Source organism: Odoribacter sp. AF15-53 (assembly GCF_003479425.1).
In the GTDB taxonomy this organism is placed as follows: domain Bacteria; phylum Bacteroidota; class Bacteroidia; order Bacteroidales; family Marinifilaceae; genus Butyricimonas.
Genome location: NZ_QUHC01000003.1, coordinates 446,130 through 458,928, shown reverse-complemented (window position 1 = coordinate 458,928; position 12,799 = coordinate 446,130). Strand labels below are relative to the sequence as shown.

7 protein-coding genes and 1 pseudogene are annotated in these 12,799 nt (G+C 44.6%); 4 read left to right on the top strand and 4 right to left on the bottom strand.

All coding sequences use genetic code 11. The features are described 5' to 3' along the window. Positions 1 to 125 (top strand): annotated as a pseudogene (locus DWW52_RS21260) (IS256 family transposase); the annotation flags it as partial. A gap of 135 nt (positions 126 to 260) precedes the next feature. Here the strand turns inward: DWW52_RS21260 and DWW52_RS09885 are convergent. Together DWW52_RS09885 and DWW52_RS09880 are read right to left on the bottom strand one after the other, a co-directional pair. After that, positions 261 to 1,571, bottom strand: a complete 1,311-nt coding sequence (locus DWW52_RS09885) for an RtcB family protein (RefSeq protein ID WP_118715332.1) — start codon at positions 1,569 to 1,571, stop codon at positions 261 to 263. A 438-nt stretch (positions 1,572 to 2,009) separates the two neighbouring features. Beyond that, the gene (locus DWW52_RS09880; protein ID WP_158582553.1) at positions 2,010 to 3,632 is read right to left on the bottom strand and encodes a TROVE domain-containing protein; all 1,623 of its coding nucleotides are present in this window, start codon (positions 3,630 to 3,632) and stop codon (positions 2,010 to 2,012) included. A gap of 113 nt (positions 3,633 to 3,745) precedes the next feature. Between DWW52_RS09880 and DWW52_RS09875 the strand changes: the two genes are divergently transcribed. Then, positions 3,746 to 4,768, top strand: coding sequence for a YafY family protein (locus DWW52_RS09875; RefSeq protein WP_118715330.1), 1,023 nt, complete (start codon positions 3,746 to 3,748; stop codon positions 4,766 to 4,768). A 71-nt stretch (positions 4,769 to 4,839) separates the two neighbouring features. On the opposite strand, the gene DWW52_RS09870 is transcribed toward DWW52_RS09875, so the two are convergent. Further along, positions 4,840 to 7,416 (bottom strand): RNA-binding domain-containing protein, encoded by a 2,577-nt coding sequence (locus DWW52_RS09870; RefSeq protein ID WP_158582552.1) that lies wholly within the window; start codon positions 7,414 to 7,416, stop codon positions 4,840 to 4,842. Between the two features lie 188 nt (positions 7,417 to 7,604). Here DWW52_RS09870 and DWW52_RS09865 point away from each other — a divergent pair, with 188 nt between their 5' ends. Together DWW52_RS09865 and DWW52_RS09860 are read left to right on the top strand one after the other, a co-directional pair. Then, a complete protein-coding gene (locus tag DWW52_RS09865) occupies positions 7,605 to 10,106 on the top strand; it encodes a glycoside hydrolase family 2 TIM barrel-domain containing protein (RefSeq protein WP_118715328.1) in 2,502 nt (833 codons plus the stop codon). 2 nt (positions 10,107 to 10,108) lie between these two features. Continuing rightward, positions 10,109 to 10,540, top strand: coding sequence for an N-acetyltransferase (locus tag DWW52_RS09860; protein ID WP_118715327.1), 432 nt, complete (start codon positions 10,109 to 10,111; stop codon positions 10,538 to 10,540). Between the two features lie 103 nt (positions 10,541 to 10,643). Here the strand turns inward: DWW52_RS09860 and DWW52_RS09855 are convergent, their stop codons facing one another. Further along, the gene (locus DWW52_RS09855; RefSeq protein ID WP_118715326.1) at positions 10,644 to 12,548 is read right to left on the bottom strand and encodes a TlpA disulfide reductase family protein; all 1,905 of its coding nucleotides are present in this window, start codon (positions 12,546 to 12,548) and stop codon (positions 10,644 to 10,646) included. Positions 12,549 to 12,799: the final 251 nt, after the last annotated feature.

The window sequence follows — 12,799 nt, the reverse complement described above, 5'->3', positions numbered from 1 at the left end:
TTGAAAAACTAGTTTACCTGGCTTATCGCAATATCAGGAAAAAATGGACCATGCCAATCCCGAATTGGGCGGCTGTTGCTCAACAACTGGCTATTAAATTTGGAGAAAGGTTTAAATTATGGTAATTTTACGCTCGTCGGGAGTGCTGGTGCACCCCCTTGGCGCTTGGCCGATCCCCGACCGTTGAGTCAAAAATGAAGATGACACAGTTTAATTTACACCCCCTAAAAAGGAAGAGAAACATCTCTGTTTCTCTTCCCTCACAACGCCTTGATATTCATAATCGGTTTAATCGTATCGAGAATCACGGCCGTATCCTGTATTGCTTCCATGATCACATCCTTGTCCTTATACGCCATCGGAGACTCGTCAAGCGTTCGTTGACAGACGGAAGTAGAATAAATCCCGGACATTTCTCTCGTGAATTCATCCATGTCCAAGGTCTTGAAAGCCTTGCTTCGTGCTAGAACTCTTCCCGCTCCATGAGGAGCAGAACAGTTCCAGTCCGGGTTACTTTTCCCCTCACAAATCAACAATCCGTCACGCATATTAAACGGGATAACCATTTTCTCTCCCTGATAAGCTCGAATAGCCCCTTTTCGGATAATCCAATCCGTTGTATCAATAAAATTATGCATTGAATAAACAACATCCTCGGCCTGATAATCTTCTCCCAAATCCTTAAATATCGCCCAAGCCATCACTTTATGATTAAATTGCGCATAAGTCTGGGCAATAACCATATCAACAAGATATTCATACATATTCTCGCCTTCCAACAGATGCTCTTTTTTACCCACTTCATACCGACGTTTCAATTCTTCCAACTTCTTCGGGATATCACTTGTCGGCAACGTATTCTCCGTGATATACTTAAATTCTTCCTGATACTCCGCCGGGAGAATATTCGTTCCATACATTTTCTTGGCATGGTAATTACAAACCTTCAACCCAAAATTTCTTGAACCGGAATGTATCGTCAAATAATGCGCCCCGTCATTAGTGGATTCCCCCAGTTCAATAAAATGATTTCCTCCTCCCAGTGTTCCCACGGAATAATAGAAAATATTCTCTCTGATCTTTATTTTTTTACAAAGCCCGGCAATATACTCTTTATCAACAACGATAGCATCCTTCTCCTCTCCGAATCGTTGCGTCCACTCTTGTTGAAAAGCGGCGATATTCTTATTCACCTCTTCAAAATAAGCCTTCACCCACCAATCATCAAAGGTTTTCTCTTTCCGGATATGCATTCCCATAGGAATCGAACGCCTGATCGCATGGTCCAAAACAGGAAAACGCTCTTTTTCAATTCGTTTATTCAACTTATAGGTCGTGACCGAGCAACCGATATCCACACCAATATAATTCGGGTTAACCATTTTCGTCATAGGCATTGTGAACCCGATGACAATCCCCTTACCCTCGTGAGTATCCGGCATGATTCGTACCGGAACACCTGCGGATATCTCGTTATTCAAAATATTTTGCACCAGCTCGATGGCTCCCGTTTCAACCTCATCAATAAAAATCTTGCAATCTTGATTATATTTTCCTTTTAATTCTATCATAACTCTAATTTTATTAATATGCGGAGCGACCTGCGGGTAAAGTTCCGTGCGGGATTCGAACCCACGATAACCACTTGAACGAAGTAACTCTACCCTACGGCATCCACGTTTAGTTTACATTTAAAGACAAGGCAACAGGCAAAAAAGTTTATTTTAATTATCACAAGGATAAGTGGGATTTGAACCCACACAGATTTACATCTTTACCGAAGTAACTCTTTTTTACGGCACTTGTCCTGTATCTTAAAAAGCAAGGCAACAAACGAGAAAAGACTATATCCTGCTCTATCCTACTGAGCTACACTCCCGTAAAATTAATTCATCGAGGGAGTGGCGGGAATCGAACCCGCGACACGGGCGTAAATGCGAAGTAACTCTTATCTACGGCACTTGCTTTATACTGTTAATTCAAAGAACTTTCATGTTGACCATACAAAATTAGCATCCCGGTACGCACTCTTTTTGCGTAGCTTGATTTTTTTGCAACTCGATCTTCATTATTTCATTCACGACGGATGATCCCTGCTCGATGTAATATATCATATCAAAGATCTTTTCACTCCACCCGCTTACCAAAATCACGTTCCCATCGTCTTTCGTCATGCTGTTCCCGTATCCCCGCAAGTCAATCGTATAGATTTTCACAGCCGGGTTGATTTGCAAGTATTTCTGGAAGAGACGATTAAAATAATCACCCCGATGCCCCTTACTATCATACCAATTACATCCCGTCCCGACCTGACAGTCCGAAAATATCACAATCCGATCCACGATCTTTTTCGACTTGATCAAACTTTCCATGTAATCGAATATCCCGCGTTCTGTCGACGGTCCGCATTTCTTGGCGGCACGGTTAATGATGTTGAAATTCTCAAATACATTCACCGAACGATCCAAGCCGGCATCCACCAGGCGATCGCCGAACAAACCGACGTAAGTATCCTTGCACCTGTTCCAGTACAACACGGCAAACAGGTTGGCAATATCCGCCGATTTACGGTCGCTCATGGCCGAAACCAACGATTTTCCTCCCCGGTCACCGTACATACTCCCCGAATTATCAGACAATATCACAGTCTTTCCCCCACACACGGGAATGTTGTCACAACTGGCAACCAACGCCTGCTCCAAAGCTGACAACGTTCTCTTGATTTTGGCCTTTTCCTCTTCAAACATGGAAGATTCTTTGGTCAACTTATTTATTTCCAAGAAAGCCGACAAATAACGAAAAGGCATTTGCTTTGATCTCCTGATTCTATTTTTATCTGTCAAAACATCCAAAGCGATATCCAACGCCACGGAAGAACTTTTCATCACGATATTTCGTAAATTCCGCAATATCGCCATATATCCCAATTTTCCACTCGCTAACAACTCTTCCCACTTTTCAGAAACAGCCATAGCCCGCACCTTCTCGTTTCCGAACGACATCTTACCCAACTCGGACAATTCCGTCTCCCAGGTATAGGGAGTTGCCAGACTACCGGAAACAATTCGATCAAATATAGCTTGTTGAGCCTCATCCTTCGCTTTCGGGTGAACCAGAAACAAGGCATCCCGCAAACTTACTGCCGTCTCCCGGTTATATTTGGCAAATTGATACTCGTCAAATTGGTTAAACGACTCAATCAATCCTTTTTGTACCTGCTTTGACAAACGGTTCAGTTTTTTCGTCCCCTCACGTCCGTTGGCCACCTGGTAATACGCCAGGACCTCAGTAATTTCATCGGCACGTCTCACGATTCCCGATACGGCACGCTTCACAACTTCATTCCCGGAATACAATCTTGCCAATTCTACAACCAAAATCACCGGAACAGAACGTAAATTCATCTCCGTACGAGCGTACACGGCCAGTTTAGCCACGAACTCCGGACGGCATTTTGAGATCAGATTTTTGATCCGGTTTATCCTGTCAGCGTTTGATTCGTAATAAGAATCATCCACGACACAAGTTACCACGGTAGAATACAATTCCATTTCCGGGGTCATCTTGTAAGCCCTCGCACCCATGTAATTCACGGTCGTATCTTTTCCCTTGTTTGTAAAATTGAACCTCATAATTGTATCTTTTTTCGTTTTACACGACAAAGATGCATGCACGGGTGCGCAATCTTTTTGCGCAACAAAAATAATTTTCATATTTTTGAAAAAATAATTTTAATCTCATCCTCATGCCAGCAAACCGGAATGCCCTAATTCGCTATAAAACAATAGATAATTGTCTTCGCAACAAGTACAGGCGATGGACCCTTGAAGATTTAATTGACGCGTGTTCCGATGCCCTGGATGAATATGAAGGGATCTCTAAAGGAATCAGCCGCCGCACCATTCAAATGGATATACAGGTCATGCGTAGTGAAAAACTGGGATATAATGCTCCGATCGTGGTATATGACAACAAATACTACAAATACGAGGACGAAAATTACAGTATCACGAATACTCCCTTATCCGAGCAAGACCTGCACGTGATGTCCGAGGCCGTCGAAGTGTTACGTCAATTCAAGGGATTCTCGTACTTCGCCAACATGGGGGATATTATCAACCGACTGGAAGACCACGTGACCTCAGCCCGCCAGAAAACCATCCCGGTCATCGATTTCGAGAAAAACGAGAGCCTGAAAGGTATCGACTACCTGGATGTCATATATCACGCGATTGTCAACAAACAGGTGCTCTCCATGAAATACCGCTCCTTCAAGGCCCGTTCGGCCTCCACGTTCATGTTTCATCCCTACCTGTTAAAAGAATACCGGAATCGCTGGTTTGTATTTGGCATCAGACAAGGTTCCTCCACGCTTGTAAACCTGGCCCTTGACCGGATTCACCATCTCGAAATCGCCAAAGGAGAAACCTACAAAGAGAATACCCTATTTGACCTGACAACCTTTTTCGATGATCTTGTCGGGGTAACCAAAAACAGAGGCTCGAAGGCCGAAGTGGTTCGTTTTCAAGTCAACCCCCAAAATGCTCCATACGTTGAAACGAAACCTTTACACAAATCCCAAAGAATCGTGGAAAGGCTAAAAAACGGGGATATCATTTTCGAGATAAAAGTTGTTATTAACCAAGAACTACAACGTGAAATATTCGGTTTCGCCGAGGGGATAAAAGTTCTTTCCCCGCCTTCCCTCGTTCACTTCATGGCCTCCAAACTTCGTTCAGCAACAAAACTCTACGATGAAAAGGAGTAGTTACATTGGACACATGGTTCTTTCGATCCATCTATTCAATACCTCCTCTCTTGCAATCGTCCGGTTGCACACTAAATTGTCGAGTGATATTCAACCAGTTGATGCGAAGGCGGTACGGAAAGGACAAAAACAATCTTGTCTCCAAATTGTTTTCTATCTATTTTGATCGCCTTGTCGATCTCCTTATCAAAAGCCTCCACGATTCTTTTATGAAGGAATAACTCGTATTTATCCTGATTACAACACAAATAATCCAAATCAGCCTGTACCCCGACCGGAACTCCCTTATTGTTCACCCCGATATAAATCAATCCTCCCTCATCATTCAGATAATCACAAATATCCTGCATGACCGAATCAATCTGTTTTTCCACATCAACACCCCGTACCCCGTCTGTATAAACGATCGAATTTTTAAACTTACAAGTCTTATCCGTTATAACACCAGACTCTTGGGCACCAAGTAACAAATCCAACAATTCATCCTGAACGATACAAGCCCCACCGGAAGACTCACTTTTCACTTCCCCGGCCAAAACGAACTTTGCCACCTTAGCCAGATACTCGTTATCGGAATGAGAATAACGAACAATATCATTCGCCCGGGAAGCATCACCATACAACGCGAGCATTTTCACAATAGCCCATTGCGGTTCCAACGCCGGGAAAGTGCGGAAATCTTTTTCCAGTGCTCCCAGATCCATATCATGCAGATTTCCACTGATAAACTCGTACTTCACGATCAAATGATTGATCAGACACTCGTAATACCCTTTCAGTCGATTATCTCCCAACACGTGAGCTAACAAACGGAGATAATACAACAGATTCAGGTTTTGAAGATTCACTTCCCGGGTCAGGTAAAGTTGTAATAACCGGATCAATTCCCTCACATATTTACCGGAAACATCCGTGGAACGCTCTATCTTACCCGTGTTAAAATTCTCCGGCCCTTCTACCTGTTTTCCCTTCTTGCAACTCTCGACATACCCGCGTATCAGATGTGCCACGGCATCATAACGATCAAAACCTTCCGCTTGGAGCTGGACAATATTACCGTTTATCTTACCGAACGAAGGCACAGGAATTAACTCCAACAGACAATAATCGCCCTCTTCCACGTCAAACATTTCCGAAGTCCGGGTATAAACGATAAAACCGGCTTCTGCAAGCCACGTTAATATACCATTCCGCTCGTTCAACAGCAGAGCGTTACAACGCTCTCCCTCCTGCACGTTTCCAACCGAAAACCGCCCCAATTGCTCCCAAATGGAAAACCGGAGTCGCCCGTCCTCTGCCTCAATCACCGTGGCTGTCATGATATCTCCAGGCTGAAGTATATCTTCCAAACTATCTAGTTTAGCCCGCGTGATCTGACTCACGTGCAACGCACCGTCCCCTTCGTACTGATCGTCCACGATCGACACGAAGGCCAAGGTCGGCTTCATGTTATACACCAACTTTACACGTATATTCACAACAGTTCCTTCTACCGGGCGTCGCTTGCGTATGATATTTTTCTTCAATTCATCGGAAAAATCAGCATACACGCTTCTCCATGAGTTTACCACAGCCGTGAGTTCCTCCTCGAAGTTCAATTTATCACGCCCAGTCCCAACACGCAAAGCAACTCCTTCCACGTCCAACAAAGGCACAAAATTAGAAACCCCAGGCGAATTTATCGTTATGGCCTTATTTTCCACCAATACCTGCCCGTACCCCTCGAATAATCTTCGTTGACAATTCCTCAAGGCTTCCATCGTTTTCCCGGCAATCGCTTCCGCCAGCTCAGGGATAGAGAAGGTCAACAAATCCTCCCAAGCAAACAATGCCGTCTTCTGATTGAATAGCAAAGAATTAAAAGCATTTTCACGAATGGACGTTTCCTCCTTATCCAGTAAAACATACAAGTATCTGAAAAACATCGAGCGTAAACAAGCCAGTTCTTCCTGTACGGACTCTCCAAGCAAAATACGGGCTCCCAGAATCCATACCGTCTCCCGAAGCTGATCTTCCGAATACCCGTCAAAACATAATTTATCATCCCGTTCTCTTACCAATTTCACCCGTGCATTAAAACAATCCAAAATCTTGGGACAACTCTTGTTCAACGTGTGATATACCAGAAGCACAAGTCCCTGCACCGGCAAAAGATGTAACTTGGAACTAAGACGCACGATCGTCAAGATCGTGATCCATACCAATGATTTTTTATATAAATAACCGGAAATTGTCAACTTTCCCAACTTCTCCATGATATACTTCCCGTCATCCCCATCATGAATTAACCGGGCGGCCTCTCTCCCCGCGATAGCCTCATCCAGAAAACGCTCTACTTGCATACGTGCGTCATTCAATTTCACGCCGTCATAGTACTTCAAATAACCGGAACCCTCGAGCAACCATTCCAGAATACGAATAAACACGTGATTCAAAAGATCGTAATCTTCAATCCCTATTTCATCCCTGGCCAACTCGGACCGCATCACGCTCAACAGAGAAAAAATCCATTCCGGCCCCTGCTCCTCAACAGAAGTAAAATCATAATCACAAGTATATCTCTCGAAAACTTCCGCTTCATCGTCAGTCATCGGGATGACCTCAAACAAACGTTCGAGAGACACGAAATCTATTACTTTATTTTCCATGTCACTATTAATGATTGCAACAAACATTCAAACAAGCATTCCCCTCCCAATATCTACGTTTAACCCAAATAATTCATTACATAGGTACAAACTTTTTTTCGAAAACTGATACATTAAACCATAAAAAGAAAAAAAATCTCAAAATAAGATTTATTTATCTATATTTGTTTCAATTAAATAGTCTGTTTATGAAAAAGATCGGCCCTCTATTTTTACTTATTATTATCCTTTCCGGGTTTACTTTGAACGCACAAGTACGTCATGAATTCCTACTCCAAAAAGGTTGGAAGTTCACGAGAGAAGATCACCCCGATAGTAAATTACCGGAATTTGACGATCACCAATGGCAGCAAGTTTCCGTCCCTCACGATTGGGCCATTTATGGCCCGTTCTCCTCCCGCAATGACAGGCAACACGTCGCTATCACCCAAGACGGACAAACCGCACCCACGGAACACGCCGGGCGAACAGGCGGCCTTCCTTTCGTGGGAGTCGGTTGGTACCGGATAAAATTCAACATCCCCGATCACACTCCCGACAAACGGGTTTCACTTCTTTTCGATGGAGCGATGAGTAATGCCCGGGTATACATTAACGGTCAAGAAGTTGCCTGTTGGCCCAACGGATACAACTCCTTTCACTTCGACATCTCTCCATTCATTCGTCCCGGGAAAGAAATCACACTTGCCGTACGCCTTGAAAACCTGCCCGAATCCTCCCGCTGGTACCCCGGAGCCGGTTTATACCGCAACGTGCATGTTATCGTCACCCAAGAAGCCCATATTCCCGTTTGGGGTACACGCATAAACACCCCTGTGGTGAAAAAAGAGTTCGCCCGCATACACCTTCAAAGTCAAATCATAAAACCCGCGACACAAAAGCCAGAAGCCTACCAGCTTGTTACCACGATTCACGATCCGGCGGGAATGACCGTGGCCACCCGAACAGACAAACTAACGCTCTATGACGACGACACGTTCAAACAAGATTTCATCATCCCTTCGCCCCAATGCTGGGACACGGAAAATCCCGCCTTGTATACCGCCACCTCGGAACTTTTCGAAAACGGAATGCTGAAAGATATTTACACGACACGATTCGGCATCCGTTCACTGGCATGGGGAAACCAAGGATTCTTACTCAACGAGAAACCGGTAAAATTCAAAGGAGTCTGCAATCATCATGATTTAGGTCCCTTGGGTGCGGCCGTGAATGATGCCGCCATCCGCAGGCAAATCCGGTTACTGAAAGACATGGGGTGTAATGCCATCCGGACGTCACATAATATGCCAGCCCCCGAATTAGTCAACGCCTGCGATGAAATGGGAATGATGCTCGTGGCCGAAAGTTTTGACGAATGGCAAGCCGCCAAATGTCAAAATGGCTACCACTTGTATTTCAACGAATGGGTAGAAAAAGACCTGGTCAACCTGATCCGTCATTACCGGAATAACCCCAGCATCGTCATGTGGTGCATCGGCAACGAAGTTATTGAACAAGCATCGGAATCCGGGGCTAAACTAACCTTACGCCTGCAAAATATCTGTCACCGGGAAGACCCGTCACGCCCGGTAACCCAAGGGATGGATAATCCAACTGCCGTGATCAACAACAATTTCGCCGCAGTCATGGACATCCCAGGCTTTAACTATCGCCCATTCATGTATCCGGAAAACTACCGCAAATTACCGCAACCCCTTCTTCTTGGAACGGAAACCGCCTCCACGATAAGCTCACGAGGTGCATACAAATTCCCAGTCGTACGACGCTCCATGCACACGTACGATGATCATCAAAGCTCTTCTTATGACGTGGAACATTGCGGTTGGTCGAACCTGCCGGAAGACGACTTTATTCGGCACGAAGATTACCCCTATTGTATCGGGGAATTCGTTTGGACCGGATTCGATTACCTGGGGGAACCCACGCCCTACTACACGAATTGGCCCAGTCACAGTTCCCTGTTCGGGATCATTGATCTGGCCGGAATTCCTAAAGATCGCTACTACCTGTATCGCAGTCATTGGAACCCGGATCAGGAGACGCTACACGTGCTACCGCATTGGACATGGCCCGGAAAAGAGGGAGACACGATCCCCGTCTTCGTTTACACGAACTACCCCTCGGCAGAGCTATTCATCAACGGGAAAAGCCAAGGAAAAGTAACTAAAAATTCCTCCGTGAAAGCGGGGAACACCGAAAATAAAGAAGATCGACAAGCATTTACCCGTCAAAAACGTTATCGCCTGATGTGGATGAACACGATTTACGAACCCGGTACCCTACGAGTTGTTGCTTATAACTCCGAGGGACAAGCCGTTGCCGAAAAAGAAGTCCGCACGGCGGGCAAGCCACATCATATTGAATTGTCGGCAGACCGAACACAATTACACGCCGACGGGCAAGACCTCGCGTTTATTCTCGTTCGGATCGTAGACAAAGACGGGAATCTCTGCCCGGATGACGATCGCCAAATCTCGTTTACCGTAAACGGGAAAGGAAATTTCAAAGCTGTAGCCAACGGCAATCCCGCCAGTCTTGAATCTTTCCAGACCCCCAAGATGAAATTATTTCACGGGCAACTTACTGCAATCGTGCAAAGTCGGGAAGACGAGGGAGAAATTACATTCGAAGCCACGGCCCCCGGTGTAAAAAGAAGTACCTTGATTCTAAAAACTCAAAAAAAATAAACATGATCCGTCCATATAAACCACAAGACGAAGAGTCCGTTCTTCACATCTGGTTGGAAGCCTCCACTATCGGGCACGCCTTTATTCCCCGTTCTTATTGGGAAAGTAAAATTGATAATATGCGGGAAATATATTTACCTCAAAGTGAAACTTATATCTACACGGACACCACCACCGGGAAAATCTCCGGATTCATTTCCCTCGTGGGCGACTACCTGGCAGCTATTTTTGTCGCACCTTCCTGTCAGAGAAGAGGCATCGGGCAAGCATTAATGGCCCACGCAAAAAAGCTAAAAAACGAACTAGTACTAAACGTCTACACGGAAAACACCCAAGCCATCTTATTTTACAAACAACAAGGTTTTAAGATTGTAGACGAACAAACAGACGAGGCAACCGGACACAAAGAATTTAAAATGGTATTCCCCCAATAATAAAAACGAAAGCATCTTGAAAAGTCAATACAAACTTTCAGGATACTCTCGTTTTTTTCTAAATTTTATAGCTAAAGGTCGCTTCGTCCCCGCCTTCTATAAATTAATTACCAATAGAATCCAACACTTGTCGTAACCCCGTTTCTATTCCGATCTGATGAAAATCATCCCTCAAACTGGCCTTTCCCTGTTTATCCACAAACACGTAAGAAGGAATTCCATCTATCCCGAAATGATCACAAACATAGTTCCATTGCCTCTCGCTTAACCGATAATGATCTCCCTGTATACCAGTAATCATTTCCAACCATTTTACCTGCGGAGAAGACTCTCCCGTAAGGTACACGAAAACGACGTCATCATTCTCGAACCTTTTTTTCCTGGGTTCAAACTGGGCGATAGAACTCCGGCAAGGTCCACACCAAGTTGCCCAAAAATCGACCAACACCGCTTTTCCCTTATAACGAGACACAATCGCGTCAAATAATTTTTCAACAGGAACTTGCGGCACCTCCCGAATACGCTTACCGGCCTCTTCCTTACTCGCCGCCACCTTAGCCTCGATCTGCCGTTGTACCTGCTCGACAACTCGCGTGTAATACGGATCAATAGAAGCCAAGTTCTTTTGTTGCTCTTTTGTCAACGGCTGCATGTTTTCCAGTTGACCATATATACCTTGTATTTTAAAATAATCAAACAGAAATCCCTTGTTCGTTCCCAGCACTTTTTCCAACCGTTCCGACGTGTTTACCCGGTAAAAAATATCATTTATACTATAGGGGAAATCTCTGGAATACAAAACATTCAAATTATTCAGATCCAATTCTTTTAATATCGAAAAATGCTTATCCGTGAAAACCGGAGCTTCAAAATCTATTTCCCGTTGATCCCAATCAATACTATTGGCTTCTCGATAAGCACTCTCTAAATTACGTCCCCCGTCACAAATAAACCTGGCTGCAAAACTTTTAATACCAATTGCCAGATACTGACGTAATCCGGACGGGATTGTCGTATCGCTTGCCAAACTATCCAGAGAAGCCCGGTAAAGCTTCATCACGTATGCCGTATACTCATCAGCATTCATCCCGTTTATATCCTTGTAGAAAGACTCCGGGAAAAACTGATTTCCTCTTGAATAATTCTGCAAAGCATGATTCAAAGCAATATACTTGCTATCCCCGATGACATAAACCAACGGGTGAGCCTTAATCCGGTTGTTCTGGTAACGGGAAGCCTGCCGGGTTGCCTCCTGCAGATCCACGTATACCTCCACATCATCACCCGGGGCGAGCACAATCAACGTGCGAAAAAGCGCATTGCTCAAATAAACCCAAGTCGTGGAATACTGGTCAAACTCAAAAGTGCAATTATAATCCTTGTCAATTCTTTCCGTGAATTCCCTTCCCCCGCAAAACAAATCACTGACCAAAATTTCAACATCCCGACCATCCATCAATTCACGATAACCGCACAAGCACACTTTTACTCTCGTCCTTCCCATCTTCAATTCGGCAGGAGGCAGAACATCCGCTTCTTCCCAAGTCCGAGCCTCCATTTCCCGTTGTATCGAAGAGGGGGCCACCTCTATCTCCGGATTCAAATTAAGTCCCCAGACATGCCATCCACCCAAATTCATCCGTCCCTCGATAAGATCAATCGTATTTACCCCTCGCGGGATCGGGGGGAAAAATAATTTAAAGGAACACATCCCAGAATCAGTCATCACGAAACGTTCATTCAGAGTCAACCCTTCCGATCTCTGAACAAGATACTGCTTTCCTTCCGCCTGAATATACATACTGGAATCAACCCGTACCCAACCACCGGGATACGTATAGGCCTCGGCATACACCACCGTGGCCGTGTCATTCAACACTACCCGGGTAATTTCCAACCCGGAAGAATTCTTGATCTCAAAAGCCGGGTAATCAATTACCCGCTCTCCACAAGCATACAAAATACTCGTGAACAAGCATGCCATGACTATTCGATTCAATTTCATCATAATTATTATTTTATCAGGACTCGCACAAAGCCTGTTGTTTCCTCGATATAAATGTACGAATATTTTAACAATTTACAAGAAAAGCACACGGTTTTATCCCTTTTCCCTTGCATTTAGAACACTGATCAAATAGAAATAAGGGTTGACAACCATATCACGCCCTATCCGAGACTAGGGTAAACACGTGAAAAACGCTTTCGCCCTAATCCATAAAGCACTTAAAGTCCTTGGGATGATTTGTCGCGGTAAAA

What these genes read in the sequence shown, in the direction of transcription:
- DWW52_RS09880 (WP_158582553.1), bottom strand. Translation starts at nt 3,632, where the DNA reads ATGAGGTTCAATTTTACAAACAAGGGAAAAGATACGACCGTGAATTAC.
- DWW52_RS09865 (WP_118715328.1), top strand. Translation starts at nt 7,605, where the DNA reads ATGAAAAAGATCGGCCCTCTATTTTTACTTATTATTATCCTTTCCGGG.
- DWW52_RS09870 (WP_158582552.1), bottom strand. Translation starts at nt 7,416, where the DNA reads ATGGAAAATAAAGTAATAGATTTCGTGTCTCTCGAACGTTTGTTTGAG.
- DWW52_RS09875 (WP_118715330.1), top strand. Translation starts at nt 3,746, where the DNA reads ATGCCAGCAAACCGGAATGCCCTAATTCGCTATAAAACAATAGATAAT.
- DWW52_RS09855 (WP_118715326.1), bottom strand. Translation starts at nt 12,548, where the DNA reads ATGATGAAATTGAATCGAATAGTCATGGCATGCTTGTTCACGAGTATT.
- DWW52_RS09885 (WP_118715332.1), bottom strand. Translation starts at nt 1,571, where the DNA reads ATGATAGAATTAAAAGGAAAATATAATCAAGATTGCAAGATTTTTATT.
- DWW52_RS09860 (WP_118715327.1), top strand. Translation starts at nt 10,109, where the DNA reads ATGATCCGTCCATATAAACCACAAGACGAAGAGTCCGTTCTTCACATC.